The sequence below is a fragment of the Rhodanobacter geophilus genome (assembly GCF_040812275.1).
Lineage (GTDB): Bacteria > Pseudomonadota > Gammaproteobacteria > Xanthomonadales > Rhodanobacteraceae > Rhodanobacter_A > Rhodanobacter_A geophilus.
Genome location: NZ_JBFOHL010000001.1, coordinates 197,143 through 211,953, shown reverse-complemented (window position 1 = coordinate 211,953; position 14,811 = coordinate 197,143). Strand labels below are relative to the sequence as shown.

Genomic DNA, 14,811 nt, shown 5'->3' with positions numbered 1-14,811 from the left:
TTGCGTCAGAACGAAGTGCCGAACTGGATGCCGTAGGTGCGCGGGGCAAGGTATTCGGACACGTACTCGAAGCTGCCGTCGGGCATCTGGAAACGCCCGGCGTTGGTGCGCACCTTCACGTCGGTGACGTTCTGCGAATACACGCTGATCCACCAGCGATCCTGCGGCTCGGTGTAGCGCAGCGACAGGTCGCCGCGGAAGTACGCCTTCTGCTGGTCGCCGCTGCCCAGGTTGAACGGGCTGAGCCACTGCATGCTCTGGTACTGGCCGCTGAAGCGAGGCGTGAGGCGAGCGCCACTGGGCAGCACGAAATCATGCTCGTAGATCGCGGACAGCGAGACCGTGGGCGCATGCGCCAGGTCGTTGCCGCTGATGTCCATGCAGTTGGCGATACCCGACTGCGGCGCGCATGCCGGCAGGCCCTGGTAGTCGTTGCTGCCGGCGTACACCAGCGTGCCCAGGGTCTTCTTCGGGATGTACGAGAGCACCAGGTTCGCGCGGTCGTTCTGCCCCTGGTAGGCCAGTTCCGATTCGAAGCCGGCCACCTTGGTGCTGCCGCCGACGTTCGAGAAGCCCAGGCCGCGGTTGCCGTTGGGGTAGGTGATCGGCGCGGAAAGCTGGAAGTCCTTGAAGTCCTCGTAGTAGACCGCGTTGTTCCAGGTCAGGTGGCCGTCGAGGAAGGAGAACTTGGCGCCGATCTCGTAGTTGGTCAGCGTCTCCGGCTTGTACAGCGTGCCGGCGTCCTGCGTGCCGCCCGACTTGTAGCCGGTGGACACGCTGGCATACAGCATGCCGTGCTCGCCGATGTCGGTGTCGATGCGGCCCAGCCACGTCCACTGGCCCTTGCTGTACCTGGCGTCGTTGTAGGTGGACACCGCAAAGCCGGTGGCCGGGCCGGGGATGGTGCTCGGCGCGATCGGCAGTTGCGGCACGCTGGCGTCGTAGTCCCAGCCCCAGCCGCGGCCGTCGACGTTGCGCTTCTCGTCGTTCGACCAGCGCAGGCCGCCGGTCAGGTGCCAATGGTCGGACACGTTCCAGGTGGCCTGCCCGAACAGGGCCGTGGAATTCACCAGTTCCTCGGGCTGGATGAACGAGCCCTGCCACGACACCGAGCCGTACTGCGTGCCGTTCATGATCGGGATGTCGAAGCGGATGTTGTTGTCTTCGTGGCCGTAGTACGCGCCGACAATCCAGTCGACCGTCTGTTCGCCGCGCGACTTCAGGTCGAGCTCGTGGCTGTAGCTGCTGTAGTTGGAGGAGTTGGTGCGGTCGGCCTGGTAGACCCCGCCCGTGGTGAAGCTGGTGGGCACTTCCACGCCCACGTCCTGGTCGAAGTTGCCCTCGCCGGAGAAGCGGTTGACGCCGGCGATGTAGCTCAGCTCCATGCTGTCGCTGATGTTCCAGTCCATGCGGCTGCGCAGCGTGCCGGAATTGCGGTGCAGGTAGGGCGGCGTGTCGATCAGCGCCGACCAGAACGACTGGCCGGGGCGCGGCGTCTGCATCAGGCTGAGGTCGGGCGTGCCGCGGTCGATGAAGTATTCGTAGGAGAGATCCCACGTGAAGGCGTCGCTGGGCTGCCAGCGCGCGCTCACGCGGGCGGCGGACTGGTCCTGCGAGTTGTACTTGGCGCCGTTCTGCTCGTACTGGTTCGGGTCGATCGCGCGGAAGTTGGCGGGGGTGCCGCCCGCGGCGAGATAGGTCGCCTGCTGCTGCGCCACGCTGGGCAGCTCGGTCGCCGGATTCTGGTAGTCGACGTAACCGTCGTGCTGCTCGTGCACCACCGCGACGCGCATCGCGAAGGTGTTGCTGATCGGCAGGTTCACCGCCGCGCGGGCGCCTGACTGGTTGTAGTTGCCGGCTTCGATCTGGGCATAGCCCGAGGCGTCGCCGCCGATATCCGGCTTGGCGGTCTGGAAGCTCATCGCACCGGCGGTGGAGTTGCGCCCCCACAGGGTTCCCTGCGGACCGCGCAGTACCTCCACGCCATCCATGTCCAGCAGCAGACCTGCCGCGGCCTCGGCGCGCGCCGTATAGACGCCATCGACGAAGATGGCGACTTCGGGGTCGGCATACTCGGTCTTGGCACTGTCGTTGCCGATGCCGCGCATGGTCAGGGTGACCACGCCGTGGTCGCCTTCGGACGTTGCCTGCAGGCCCGGCACCAGTGGGGTCAGGTCCTGCACCGTCATCACCCGTTGCTTGTCGAGCGTGTCCGCGCTGATCGCGCTGACCGCGACAGGGGTCTTCTGCAGCGGGGTTTCGCGCTTGGTCGCGCTGACTTCCACCGTGTCGAGCTGCTTGACCTGCTTGTTCGCCTTGGCCGGCGCGGCTTGGGACGTCGAATCCTGCGGTGTCGTGCCCTGGTCCGTGGCCTGCGCCAGGCCCGGGGCAAGAATGAGCGACAGGGCGACGTACAACGCTGAGTAGCGCAACTTCATTTTTGTATCCCCTCTGGCTTTGTTCTTGACTGACGTGTGTGCCATCGGCGTGGCCGTGGCGGCTTGTTTCACTCCCCCAGATGACAGCGCTGTCTATTCAAGATATGACAGCGCTGTCAAATCCATCGTAGCGCTGATTTGCAGGCAAATCATGCTGCGCTGCGAAACGTGGCTATTACCTGTTCTCATCAGCCGGCTCCCGGTTTTCATATGGCGCGGCCGGGCCGTCCCCGGATCGCGATGCAGTGCATTCAGCGACCCAGCCTGCGCAGGGGCCATCCCGCCATCAGGTGTCGTTCGATGTGTTCCAGCGTCACGCCGCTGGTTTCCGGCACCCAGACGTGGGTGAAGGCGACGAAGACGAGGTTGAACGCCGCGTACAGCCAGAACGTCCAGGTCGCGCCGATGCCGTCGAGCAGGCTGAGGAAACTGGCGCCCACCGCCATGTTGACGATCCAGTTGGCGCAGGTGGAACAGGCGATGCCGAAGTCGCGTCCCCTGAGCGGCTGCACTTCCGAGCAAAGCGTCCAGACCATGGGGCCTGCGGACATCGCGAAGCCGGCGATGAAGACGAGCAGCGCGGCAACCACGGCGACTTGCATGGCGTGCGTCGGCGTGCCCGCCTGCATCAGCGCGCCCACCGCGCCGAGGCTGGCCGCCATGACGGCGAAGCCGAGATAGAGGATGGGCCTGCGCCCCCAGCGGTCCACCAGGCCGATCGCGGCGAAGGTCGCCAGCATGTTGACGAGGCCGACGATGGCGGTGGCCCACATCTGCGCGCCGTCGCCAAAGCCCATCCCGGCGAAGATGCGCGGCGCGTAGTACATGATCACGTTGATGCCGGTGAGCTGCTGCATGACTTGCAGCAGCACGCCCAGCCCCACCGAGCGGCGGAAATTCGCATTGCACAGGAACAGCCGCCAGCCGTGCCGCGGCGATTTCAGTTGCTGCGCGATGTCGTCCGCCTCGCGGCGAGCCTCCGCCGGGTCGTCGCGCAGCCTGTCCAGCACCGCCACGGCCTCGTCGCGGCGACCACGCAGCAGCAGCCAGCGCGGGCTTTCCGGCAGGCCCAGCACGCCCAGCAGGAACAGCCCGCCGGGCAGCGCCACGACCCCGAGCATCCAGCGCCACGCGCCGCTGTAGCTCAGCGCGGTGTCGGAGAGGAAGGCCACGAAGATGCCGATGGTGATCATCAGCTGGTAGGTGGAGATCATCGCGCCGCGGATGCGTCCGGGCGCCACTTCGGCCAGGTAAAGCGGTGCGGTGAATGTCGCGGTGCCGATCGCCAGCCCGAGCACGAAGCGCGCACCGGCCAGCACCCACGGCGACCAGGCGACGCCGCACAGCATCGAGCCGCCCACGAACAGCAGGGCGCTGAGGATCAGCGAGCGCTTGCGGCCCAGCGTGGCCGAAAGCCAGCCGGCCGCGGCGGCGCTGACCGCCGCGCCCAGCATCATCGAGCTGACGATCCATTCGATGGCGCGGTTGGATACCTCGAATTCGGCCTGGATGAACCGGGTGGCACCCGAAATCACGCCGATGTCCAGTCCGAACATCAGGCCGGCGAGCGCCGCCAGCACGCAGGTGAGGATGGTCGCGAATCCGCTGCGCGTGCGTACCGTCATGGCGAGGGCGTCGGTCATGGTTTCCCCTTCAGGCAGATGCCGGGGCCTGGGTCAGTGCGGGCACTCGAGCACGCGATCGGCAGTGGTGCCCAGCGCCACGCCGGAGACCGCGAGCCGCGTTCCCTTGCCGGCCTCGAGCACGAAAGGCTCGGTGATGTGGTGCATGTCGGCGCCGGCGGCGCGCAGGCATTTCAGCGGAATGCCGACGCGCTGCCAGCGCGCCTGTCCGGGCGGACGATCCAGCGCGACGCGCCCGCGGCAATCGTGGCCGCAGCCCATGCCGATCCACGCCGGCTGGGCGCCTTGCGCCTCCATGCGCAGCGTGGCGACCAGCATCACGTCGCCGTTCGCCTGGCGGCTGAGGTCGAGTGGCGTGGCGGAAGCGAGCGTGAGGGCGGCCGGGCCGCCGCTCCATGCGAGACGACGTGCGTCTTCCTGAGCCTTGTAGTCGAGTGCGGTCATGCGCAGGTCGCCGTCCGCCGTGGCGGCCGGCGTCGCGACTGCCGCGACCCTCCTGCCATCCGCGCCGGCCAGCGAAAGCGTGTAGCCGCTGACGGCCTTGCCCTTCTCCAGGTAGTCGTCCACGCGCACGACATGGCCGCTGATGCCGGACTGCTCCGGCAGCTTCGGCAACACGACATGGTCGGCATAGGTGAGGCCGTAGCCCAGCGGAAACTGCGGCTTGCCCTGGCCGGCCGCGGCGGTGGCCGGCCAGGCGAACGCCAGCTTGCCGTGGAAGTCGAAGTCGACCTGGCCGTCGCGCTTGCGCAGCAGCACGTCGGCCACGCCGCCGCCCTCGCTGCCGGGCAGCCACGCGGCGACGAAGGCATTGGCCGCGTTGATCTCGCGGTTCACCCACAGCGGCCTGCCGCACAGGAACACCGCCACCACCGGGATGCCTTGCGCGCGCAGGTGGCGGATCAGGTCGAGATCGTGGTCGTCGCCCGGATGGAACAGCAGGTTGGGGATGTCGCCCTGGAACTCGGCATAGGGCGATTCGCCGAACACCACCACGGCCACGTCGGGCTTGTGCCTGTAGCGCCCGTCGGGCGCTATTTCCGCCTCGCCGCCGGCGGCCTTCACCTGCCCGGCGATGCCGGCGCCGATCGATTGCGCGCCGGGGAAGTCGGCGTTGGTGAGGCCGGTGCCCTGCCACGTCAGCGTCCAGCCGCCGCTCTGCTGCGAGATGTCGTCGGCGCCTTCGCCCGCGACCAGGATGCGTTGCCGCGGATCCAGCGGCAGCAGGTTGCGGTCGTTCTTCAGCAGCACCAGCGATTCGCGCACGGCGCGCCGCGCCAGCGCGCGATGCGCCGCGCTGCCGACGATGCGGCCGGAGTCGCGCGCCAGCGGCTGCGTGGACGGCGCGCCGGCGCTGAACAGGCCCATGCGGAACTTCACGCGCAGGATGCGCGCCACCGCGTCGTCGACACGCGCCATCGGGATCACGCCGGACTTCACCTCGGCCAGCGTGTGCGCGTACAGGCCGCGCCAGCTGTCCGGCGCCATCAGCATGTCGGCGCCGTTGTTGTAGGCGGCGGGACAGTCCTCGTTGCTGCAGCCGGGGACCTGGCCGTGCGCGTTCCAGTCGCCGACGATGAAACCCTGGAAGTCCATGCGCCGTTTCAGCGCGTCGGTGAGCAGGCCCTTGCTGCCCAGCATCTTCACGCCGTTCCAGCTGGAGAACGAGGCCATCACGGTCTGCACGCCGGCATCGATGGCGGGCGGGTAGCCGGCGGCATGCACGGCGACCAGGGTGCGCTCGTCGATCTCGGCGTCGCCCTGGTCCCTGCCGTCCTTCGTGCCGCCGTCGGCGAGGAAATGCTTGGCGCTCGCGGCGACGTGCGCGTCGTCCAGGAAATCGCGCGTGCCGGGCTTGCCCTGCAGGCCTTCCACCACCGCCCCGGCATACGACGCCACCACGCGCGGATCCTGCGAGTAGCCTTCGTAGGCGCGGCCCCAGCGCACATCCTGCGGCACCGCGAGCGTGGGCGCGAAGCTCCAGTTGAAGCCGGTGGCGCGCACCTCGGCCGCGGTCGCGGCGCCGATCTCGCGCACCAGCCCGGGATCGTGGGCGTTGCCCAGCGCGGAGTTCTGCGGGAACAGGGTGGCGCCGAGGGTGCCGTTGTCGCCGTGCACGGCGTCGATGCCGAACAGCGGCGGGATCGCCGCGTGGCCGCCCGCGGCATCCATCGCGGCGCGGTAGAACGCGTCGGCCAGCGCCTTCCACTGCGCCACGGTGGCGAAGCGCCCGCCACCCGGCTTGGAGTTGCCGCCGGCGAGGATGGAACCGAGGTGGTATGTGCGCATGTCCGCCGGAGTGATGCTGCCGATGTCGGCCTGGATCAGCTGGCCCACCTTGTCCTGCACCGACATCTCCGCCATCAGCGCCTGCACGCGCTGCTCCAGCGCGGGATCCGGCGGCAGCGGCCAATGGGCCTGCGGCCACAGCGCGGGATGCACGGTCGCGGCGCCATCGCCCAGCGCGATGCCGACGGGCGCGCAGGCCAGCAGCGCGGCGAGCAGGGTTCGGGGCAGTTGCCGGTGTCGGACGATCATTCACGCACTCCTCGGCGGCACGGGCCGCTGGCGAGGCGGTACTGTCCAGCAAAAATGACAGCGCTGTCAAATTACGGCACGGGAGGCCGGCATGCGCTGCCAGATCGGGCGGTCCAGCTGGGGCCGGGGCAACGGGAACGCCGCTGGCGCAAACGCGGGGAGCACGGGCCGGCTTGGGGAAGGCGTGCGATGCGCCGCGCGCTCAGCCCGGCAAGGCGGCGGTCGACGCGCGCAGCTGCAGCTCGTAGGGAATCTGCACGAGCCGTCCTTCGCCGCGCCCGCGCAGCTGTTCCAGCAACTGCTGCGCGGCGAGCCTGCCCATCTCGCGGCTGGGCTGGCGCACGGTGGTCAGCGACGGCCAGAGCTGGGTGGCCATCGGCGTGTCGTCGAAACCGCATACGGAGAGATCGCGCGGCACCTTGAGGCCGATCTCGTTGGCCGTCCACATGACGCCGGCGGCCATGTCGTCGTTCGCCGCGAAGATCGCGGTGGGCCGGTGCTTGAGGGTGAACAGCTGGCGTGCCGCGACGACGCCCGAGCCGAAGGTGAATTCGCCCTGCACGATGTAGGACGGGTCGACGGCAAGGCCGGCGGCGGTCAGTGCAGCCTTGTACCCGGCCTGGCGCCAGCGGCTGGCGCCGTGGTCGGCGATGCCCACGACATGCGCGATGCGCTGGTGGCCGAGGCCGATCAGGTGGGTCACCAGGTCGCCGGCCGCCTTCTGCTCGTCCATGTAGACGCCGACGACGTCCTTGCGGCGCACGGGCGATATGCAGGCGTGCGCCACGCCGTGTTCCTGCAGGCGCGCCAGCAACTTGCGGTTGTCGGTGAGCGGTGGTGTCAGCACGACGCCGTCGATGTGGTGGTCGGTCACCAGTGCGTCGATGCGGTGGAGGAAATCCTGTCCGCGCATGCGCAGCGGACAGACCATCATGCTGTAGCGGTGCGCCTCGCAGGCATCCAGCACGCCATCCTGGATTTCGGCCAGGTAGGTCGAGGCGGGGTTGTCGTTGTTGTCGTACAGCATCGCGACCAGGAACGAACGGCTGCCGGCCAGGCCGCGCGCGGCGGGGCTGGGGCGGTAGTTCATCGACTCCATCGCGGCCAGCACCTTCTGGCGCGTGGCCTCCTTGACCGATGGCTCCTCGTTCAGGACGCGGGAAACCGTTTTCGGCGAGACGCCTGTCGCGCGCGCCACATCTTCCAGCCGCACTCGCATGGTGTTCCGGATCTCCTGCTGCTGCTCGGTAGCGCGATGGCCCGGATAGTCAGCCCCGTGCCGCCACCTCGTCAATGCGCCGCAGCATGTCGGCCGGGTCCTCGTACACGCGTAGCGCGCCGGCGCGGGCGAGTTCGTCCTCGCCGTAGCCGCCGGAGAGCAGGCCGATGCCGAGCGCGCGGGCGCGCTGCGCGGCGAGCATGTCCCACACGCTGTCGCCCACCACCATGGCGCGGTGGATGTCCACGCCAAGCCGTTCGGCGGCGGCGAGGAACAGGTCGGGGTCGGGCTTGGCGTGGCGCACCTGGTCGCGGGTCACCACCGGCACCTTGGCTGGATCGACGCCGAGCGCTTCGAGATTGTGCCGGGCGGTGCGCAGCTGGCCGCTGGTGGCGATTGCCCAGGGAATCTCCTGCGCGGTGAGGTGGGCCAGCAGTTCGCGCGCGCCGGGCAGCGGCTTCACCGCGCCCTGCGCGTGTTGCCGGTTGAATGCGGCGGCGTGGGCGTCGTACAGCCGGGTGCGGCGTTCCTCGCTGATCTCCTGCCCGGTCTCGCGCAGCAGCATGCGGGTGAACAGGCCGCCGCTCATGCCGATGCGGCGGTGGATGCGCCATACGGACAGGTCGATGCCCTCGCTGTCCAGCGCCTCCTTCCAGGCCAGCACGTGCTGGTAGACGCTGTCGACGAGGGTGCCGTCGAGATCGAACAGGAAGGCGGTATCGCGGCGAGTCATGGCGGATCCGTGGCGGAAATGCAGTTCTGAAGAGTGCGGCCATGGATGGCCGCCCGTTTGACCTTAGCAATCAAGGACGATTGCAAGGATCAAGCTTGAAGAGTGTGGCCACGGATGGCCGCCCGTTTGATTTTCGCGATCGGGGATGATCGCAAAGATCAAGTGAAGAGTGCGGTCACGGATGGCCGCCCGTTTGATTTTCGCGATCAGGGATGATCGCAAAGATCAAGTCAGGCGTTGCCCCGAGGCGCGCAGGGCGATCGCCGCGGCACCGAGCAGGCCCGGTTCCGGATGCACGATCGCCAGCGTGGGCACGCGCTCCATCGTCTCGCGGAAGCGACCCTTGGCCTCGAAGCGTTCGCGGAAGCCGCCGCGATGCAGCCAGGGCAGCAGGAACGGCAGTACGCCGCCGGTGAGGTAGACGCCGTCCCAGCCGCCCAGGCTCAGCACCAGGTCGCCGGCCACGCTGCCGAAGATGCCGGCCAGCGTTTCCACCGTGCGCACGCACAAGGGATCGCTGCCGTCCTCGGCGTGCGCGGTGACGTCCTCGGGCGTGTAGTCCTCGGCGGGCTGGCCGGCGATGTCGGCCAGCGCGAGATAGAGGTTCACCAGGCCGTTGCCGCAGATCATGCGCTCGTTGGAGACGCGGCCGAAGCGCGCGTTGAGGCGGTGCAGGATCTCCACGTCCTCGGCAGTGTGCGCGGCGAAGCCGGCGTGGCCGCCCTCGCTCTCCAGCACGATCCATTGCTCGTCGCGCCACAGCAGGCCGGCCACGCCGAGGCCGGTGCCCGGGCCCATCACCACGAAGGTCTGCGGTTGCGGCCGGCCCAGCGTCGGCGCGCCCAGCGCGCCCACCGGCGCCAGCGCGTCGGTGGCCAGCAGCGGTACCGCCATGCTCTGCGCGGCGAAGTCGTTCACCAGCCGCACCGACTGCATGCCGAGTTCGGCCTGCAGCGCGTGCGCCACGATCGCCCAGGGATTGTTGGTGACCTTCACCGTCTCGCCGCCGGCGATGCGTCCCGCCGCGGCGATCACCGCCTGCGTGGCGTGACAGCCGGTGTCGGCGAAGTACTGCCGCGCGGCGTCGGCCAGCGAGGCGAAATCCTTGACCCGGTATCGACGCACGCTTTCCATGACCAGTGGCGTGGCGGTGCCGGCACCGGCCAGCGCGAAGCGCACGTTGGTGCCGCCCAGGTCGGCGAGCAGGGTGGAGGGGTTTCCGTGGGGCATCGGGGGGACAGCCTGTGTGGCATCGCACAAAGGACAAGCGTGCCTTGTCAGGCCGGTGCGCGTCTACTGTGTGCATACGTATGGTCCGCGAACGACGGCGCACGCCCGGCGTGCCCGCGCCTGCGCCGACGCGTGCCCGGTCAGGGGGATGGCGCGCCCGCGGCGGGCGGGTTCTGCGCCGCCAGCGCGGCGAGCAGCATCTGGCCGTCCGGACTGCCGAGCCCGGTGCAGGCGTCCCAGCCCTGGCCTGCGGCGTAGCTGCCGTTGTCGCCCTGGGTGATGTCGCGGAAGGCGGTTTCGCCGATCTGGTACAGCGCGGCGTGCACGTCGCCCACGGCACGGCCCAGCGACTGGTTGCAGCGCGCCAGCAGCGCCGCCCACAACGGCGCCACCGCGCTGGTGCCGCCGATCACCTCGTCCGATCCGTCCACGCGCACCTGGTAGCCGGTGAGCGGGTCGGCGTCGCCCGCCACGTCGGGCACGCCGCGGCCGGTGAAACCGTTCGGCGCCTTCGGCACGTTGCTGCCCTGCTGCCAGGCCGGCAGCGCGTAGTCCGCGCTGACGCCGCCGCCGGTGGCGCCCTCGTTCGAGGCGGTCTCGTTCCACACCACCTCGCTCGTGATCGCGCTGGCGCTGGCGGTCAGCGTGGTGCCGCCGCAGGCCAGCGAGTACGGACTGGAGGCGGGGAAGTCCACGTGCGGCTGGCCGTCGCTCTCGCCGTCGCTGGAACCGCTGTCGCCCGCGGCGGCGGTCACCGAGACGCCCAGCGCGACGGCGTCTTCCAGCGCGCTCTGCATCGCGGCCAGCGAGGAGGTGCTCCAGCTGTCCTCGGGTCCGCCCCAGCTGATCGAGATCACCGAGGGTTTGTTCTGCGTGTCGTGCGCGGCCTGCGAGATCGCCTCGTAGAAGCCCTGGTCGGTGTTCGGCGCGAAGTACACCGCGATCGCCGCGCCCGGCGCCAGCGCGCCGACCATCTCGATGTCCAGCATCACCTCCGCGTCGGCGTCGCCACCGGGGCTGTTCTTGCCGCCGGCTACCGGCACCGCGGTCACCGTGGGCGGCGTGGCGATGCCCAGCCCGGTGAAATAGGTGGTGAGGTCGGCCTGGCTGAAGCCACCGCCCAGCTCGATCAGCGCCACGCACTGGCCGCTGCCGTCGGTATTGGCGGGGAAGTTGTAGAGCTGCCCGACCTGGGGCGGCGTGTAGGTCTGGTTCGGCGCCGACAGTGCCTTGCGGAAATGCGTCTTCGCCACCGGGCGGCGGTCCAGCCCCAGCACGGCGAGCACGGACGGCGCGACATCGGCCGGCAGGCTGGGCGCCTGCTCGCAGCTCACCACGTAGCGGCGCAGGCCGGGCCAGCGGTAACGGCCCAGTTGCACGCCGAAGGCGCGCTGCAGCGCCTCCACCGAGCCATTGAAGTGCAGCACGCGCCGGTGCGGATCGCAGCCGGTTTCCACGAGCCCATGCGTGCGGGCGTGGCTGCGCACGCGCTCGATGTCGGCCGGAGCGGCCCCGCAGTGCGCGCCGAACTCGCCGCGTGGCCAGCGCGGCGACTGTGGCCACGCCGCCGGTGTCGGCGGCTGCCCCATGCGCCGCAGCACCACGGTGACCCCGAGTGGCGTGCGGCTGCTGTGCGGCCCGAGGTAGCGCGTTCCGGCGGGGAAGGGATGACCGGCATGGAGGGGGCGATGCGCAGGGGTATTCATGTCGATGCCTCGTGGGTGGAGATACCTCGTGGGGTGAGGGCGAGCCTGCACTGAACCGTGTATGCGCGGCGTGCGTTTGATGTTGACGCTTCGTATGCCGCGGTTGCGGCAAACCGTCTCCACCGGCCGTGCCGGACGATGCGCGGCGCTAAAATGCGCCGACATCCACGTGAGACCACGCCATGAGCTTCCCCGCCATCCGCCTGCGTCGCATGCGCCGCGACGCCTTCTCCCGCGCGCTGATGCGCGAGCACAGCCTGCTGCCGTCCGACCTGATCATGGTGGCGTTCGTGATCGAGGGCGAAGGCCAGCGCGAGCCGGTGCCGTCGATGCCGGGCGTGGCGCGGCTGTCGATCGACGGGCTGCTGAAGCTGGCCGGCGAATGCGTGCGGCTCGGCATTCCCGCGCTGGCGCTGTTCCCATCGCCGGGGCAGGACGTGAAGAGCGAGGACGCACGCGAGGCGTGGAACCCGGACAACCTGATGCACCGCGCCACGCGGGCCCTGAAATCGGAATACCCCGAGCTGGGCCTGATCGGCGACGTGGCACTCGACCCCTACACCACGCATGGCCAGGACGGCCTGATCGACGCGGACGGCTACGTGATGAACGAGCCCACCGTCGAGGCGCTGGTGAAGATGTCGCTGGCCCAGGCCGAGGCCGGCATGGACTTCGTGGCGCCGTCGGACATGATGGACGGCCGCATCGGCGCGATCCGCGACGCGCTGGAGGAGGCCGGCCACATCCACACGCGTATCCTCGCGTATTCGGCGAAATACGCATCGAGTTTCTACGGCCCGTTCCGCGACGCGGTGGGCTCGTCCGCCAATCTTGGCAAGGGCGACAAGCACACCTACCAGATGGACGTCGCCAACAGCGACGAGGCGCTGCGCGAGGTCGAGCTGGATATCCAGGAGGGAGCGGACGCGGTGATGGTGAAGCCCGGCCTGCCCTACCTCGACGTGCTGCGCCGGGTGAAGGACGCCTTCGGCATGCCCACCTTCGTGTACCAGGTGAGCGGCGAGTACGCGATGCTCAAGGCCGCCGCGCAGAACGGCTGGCTGGACGAGAAGGCGGTGGTGCTGGAGACGCTCACCGCGTTCAAGCGCGCTGGCGCGGACGCCATCCTCACCTACTTCGCGGTGGACGCGGCGAGGTGGCTGCGCGGCGAATAGCGCGGCCACCCCGGGCACGTCACGCGCCTGGTGAGGACTGCCGCCAGCGTTTGCGCCACACGTTGTCCAGCGCCCATGGCCCGGCACCACCCAGCACCAGCGCGGCCAGGCCAGCAAGATAGAGCAGGTCGCATTCGTAGCCCGGTTGCCCGAAGTGCGCACCGGCGGCCGTGACGGACATCAGCTTGATCGAGCTGAAGCCGTAGGGCAGGTGCACGGTGAAGATGGCGACCAGCAGCACGACCGCCATCGGCACGCTGGCCAGCGCCACGAAGGCACCCAGCAGGATGGCCAGTCCACCGAATACCTCCACCAGGATGGTGGCCCAGGACAACAGGTGCGGGAACGGCACGCCGATGGCCTGCAGGATCGCCGCGAATGCGTCGGCACCACGACCGAGCTTGGCGCAGCCGTGTTCCATGAAGCCGCCGCCCACGATCAGGCGCAGGGGGATCGGCGCCCACGCGGCAAGCCGCCGGGGTATCGCGATGTCAGTTGGGAAGCCTTGCACGGGGTGACCTCGTTTCGCATGCCGGTAAGAGTGGGGACAGCGATCCGTCCGGGCGCGGTCCATGGGAGTGGTTCGCCGCGATGCGGGCGCGGGTTACGTGGGCGGTCGTCCGCAGCCGCGCGCTGCCCGCGAAAATCCACGGATGCCGCCGCTGCAGGCCCGTTGTCGCGTGCAGGATCGCCGGGAAAGGAAACCCGGTTTCCGATCACGGCAAGGTCTGGCTGGCGCCAGGAGGAAGGGGCGAATGAAGCTTGGAATCCTGTGGCTGTGCCTGCTGCTCGCATGCATGGGCGCGCATGCGGCGGAATCGGCATGGCAGCCTTCCGCCGGCCACGTGCAGGTGCCGCTGTGGCCGGGCACGCCGCCGGACATGCAGGCGATGCCCGGTCCGGAGAAGGCGCAGACGAGCGCCAAGCTGCTCGCCGGCAAGACCGTGACCGCCGTGAGCAATGTGTCGCAGCCCACCCTGACGGTCTATGCGCCGCCGGGAAAGAACACCGGCGCCGCGGTGGTGGTGATTCCCGGTGGCGGCTTCGAGATCCTGGCCATCGATCTGGAAGGCACCGAGATCTGCGACTGGCTGACCGCGCGCGGCATCACCTGCGTGCTGCTGAAGTACCGCGTGCCGGGCGGACCCTACGACTGGCACTGCGACTGCCGCCCGCACAACTACCAGGTGCCGACGATGGCGCTGGAGGACGTGCAGCGCACGATGGGCCTGGTGCGCCAGCATGCGAAGGCATGGAGCATCGACCCGCACAAGGTCGGCGTGGCCGGCTTTTCCGCCGGCGGTTATCTCGTGGCGGAAATCAGCACGCACTTCGACAGGCGCCTGTACAAGCCAGTGGACGCCGCCGACAAGGAAAGCGCGCGTCCGGATTTCGCCATGGCGATCTATCCGGGACACCTTGCGCTGGAGGACGGCAAGTTGAACCCCAACGTGCCGGTCACCCGCGACACGCCGCCCACCTTCATCGTGCAGGCCGAGGACGACGATGTGGATGGCGTGCAGCAGGCGCTGGTCTATTTCACGGCGCTGAAGAAAGCCGGCGTGCCGACGGAAATGCATCTGTACGCGCAGGGCGGCCATGCCTTCGGCGTGCGCCGCACGGACCGGCCGATCACCGCGTGGACGGACCTGGCGGATGCGTGGATGCGCACGATAGGCGTGCTGCCGCGCTGAGGCCGTTCATGCGTATTGCGCGATGCCGTTGCCGAACGACCAGTTCTCCTTCGCCGTCTCCAGCAGGTTGATGAACACGTCCTCGGGACGCAGGCCGGGATCGGCGGCGAGCTTCTCGGCCACGCGGCGATAGAACGCCTGCTTCTGTTCCACCGTGCGCGTGTCGTTGCAGGCGATCTGCACGATCACCAGGTCGTCGCTGCGCGCGATGCCGAGGTAGTTCGGGTCGCCGTCGAACTCCTCGGCGTCGTGCTGGTGGACCAGGATGAAGCGGTCGTCCTCCGGCACGTTGAAGGTCTCGCGCATGGCTTCGTAGATGCCGTTGCGAAGGGCGGCGAGCTGGGCGGCGGACTTGCCGCGTCGCAGGGAGATGCGGACCAGGGGCATGGGAGGTTCTCCGGAGTTTGCAGTGGGGATCGGCACGGCAGCGGCTTC

11 protein-coding genes are annotated in these 14,811 nt (G+C 69.2%); 2 read left to right on the top strand and 9 right to left on the bottom strand.

All coding sequences use genetic code 11. The features are described from left to right. Positions 1–5: 5 nt before the first annotated feature. The 7 genes from ABQJ56_RS00940 to ABQJ56_RS00910 all read right to left on the bottom strand — a co-directional run bounded on the left by ABQJ56_RS00940 (position 6) and on the right by ABQJ56_RS00910 (position 11,507). Complete coding sequence (locus tag ABQJ56_RS00940; RefSeq protein WP_367843110.1) at positions 6–2,438, bottom strand: TonB-dependent receptor; 2,433 nt, start codon at positions 2,436–2,438, stop codon at positions 6–8. Positions 2,439–2,689: 251 nt separating this feature from the next. Beyond that, positions 2,690–4,081 (bottom strand): sugar porter family MFS transporter, encoded by a 1,392-nt coding sequence (locus tag ABQJ56_RS00935; protein ID WP_367843109.1) that lies wholly within the window; start codon positions 4,079–4,081, stop codon positions 2,690–2,692. 33 nt (positions 4,082–4,114) lie between these two features. Further along, a complete protein-coding gene (locus tag ABQJ56_RS00930) occupies positions 4,115–6,619 on the bottom strand; it encodes a glycoside hydrolase family 3 protein (protein ID WP_367843108.1) in 2,505 nt (834 codons plus the stop codon). Positions 6,620–6,821: 202 nt separating this feature from the next. Then, entirely contained in the window at positions 6,822–7,838 is a 1,017-nt protein-coding gene (locus ABQJ56_RS00925) for a LacI family DNA-binding transcriptional regulator (protein ID WP_367843107.1), read from the bottom strand. A gap of 49 nt (positions 7,839–7,887) precedes the next feature. Beyond that, on the bottom strand, positions 7,888–8,571 hold the full coding sequence (locus ABQJ56_RS00920) for an HAD family hydrolase (protein WP_367843106.1): 684 nt from the start codon (positions 8,569–8,571) through the stop codon (positions 7,888–7,890). A gap of 225 nt (positions 8,572–8,796) precedes the next feature. Next, positions 8,797–9,801, bottom strand: coding sequence for a glucokinase (gene glk / locus ABQJ56_RS00915; protein ID WP_367843105.1), 1,005 nt, complete (start codon positions 9,799–9,801; stop codon positions 8,797–8,799). A 140-nt stretch (positions 9,802–9,941) separates the two neighbouring features. Beyond that, entirely contained in the window at positions 9,942–11,507 is a 1,566-nt protein-coding gene (locus tag ABQJ56_RS00910; protein WP_367843104.1) for a S53 family peptidase, read from the bottom strand. 182 nt (positions 11,508–11,689) lie between these two features. Here ABQJ56_RS00910 and hemB point away from each other — a divergent pair, with 182 nt between their 5' ends. Next, positions 11,690–12,682 carry a porphobilinogen synthase gene (gene hemB, locus ABQJ56_RS00905; RefSeq protein WP_367843103.1) on the top strand — a complete coding sequence of 331 codons (993 nt, stop codon included), beginning with the start codon at positions 11,690–11,692 and terminating at the stop codon, positions 12,680–12,682. Positions 12,683–12,701: 19 nt separating this feature from the next. Here hemB and ABQJ56_RS00900 read toward each other — a convergent pair whose 3' ends face one another. Next, positions 12,702–13,193, bottom strand: coding sequence for a DoxX family protein (locus tag ABQJ56_RS00900; protein WP_367843102.1), 492 nt, complete (start codon positions 13,191–13,193; stop codon positions 12,702–12,704). A gap of 244 nt (positions 13,194–13,437) precedes the next feature. On the opposite strand from ABQJ56_RS00900, the gene ABQJ56_RS00895 reads away from it, so the two are divergent. After that, on the top strand, positions 13,438–14,376 hold the full coding sequence (locus tag ABQJ56_RS00895; protein ID WP_437343381.1) for an alpha/beta hydrolase: 939 nt from the start codon (positions 13,438–13,440) through the stop codon (positions 14,374–14,376). Between the two features lie 6 nt (positions 14,377–14,382). On the opposite strand, the gene ABQJ56_RS00890 is transcribed toward ABQJ56_RS00895, so the two are convergent. After that, entirely contained in the window at positions 14,383–14,763 is a 381-nt protein-coding gene (locus tag ABQJ56_RS00890; RefSeq protein ID WP_367843101.1) for a tautomerase family protein, read from the bottom strand. Positions 14,764–14,811: the final 48 nt, after the last annotated feature.

Coding starts and splice junctions, on each gene's coding strand:
- ABQJ56_RS00935 (WP_367843109.1), bottom strand. CDS start 4,081: ATGACCGACGCCCTCGCCATGACGGTACGCACGCGCAGCGGATTCGCG.
- glk (WP_367843105.1), bottom strand. CDS start 9,801: ATGCCCCACGGAAACCCCTCCACCCTGCTCGCCGACCTGGGCGGCACC.
- ABQJ56_RS00895 (WP_437343381.1), top strand. CDS start 13,438: ATGAAGCTTGGAATCCTGTGGCTGTGCCTGCTGCTCGCATGCATGGGC.
- ABQJ56_RS00890 (WP_367843101.1), bottom strand. CDS start 14,763: ATGCCCCTGGTCCGCATCTCCCTGCGACGCGGCAAGTCCGCCGCCCAG.
- ABQJ56_RS00925 (WP_367843107.1), bottom strand. CDS start 7,838: ATGCGAGTGCGGCTGGAAGATGTGGCGCGCGCGACAGGCGTCTCGCCG.
- ABQJ56_RS00940 (WP_367843110.1), bottom strand. CDS start 2,438: ATGAAGTTGCGCTACTCAGCGTTGTACGTCGCCCTGTCGCTCATTCTT.
- ABQJ56_RS00910 (WP_367843104.1), bottom strand. CDS start 11,507: ATGAATACCCCTGCGCATCGCCCCCTCCATGCCGGTCATCCCTTCCCC.
- ABQJ56_RS00920 (WP_367843106.1), bottom strand. CDS start 8,571: ATGACTCGCCGCGATACCGCCTTCCTGTTCGATCTCGACGGCACCCTC.
- hemB (WP_367843103.1), top strand. CDS start 11,690: ATGAGCTTCCCCGCCATCCGCCTGCGTCGCATGCGCCGCGACGCCTTC.
- ABQJ56_RS00930 (WP_367843108.1), bottom strand. CDS start 6,619: ATGATCGTCCGACACCGGCAACTGCCCCGAACCCTGCTCGCCGCGCTG.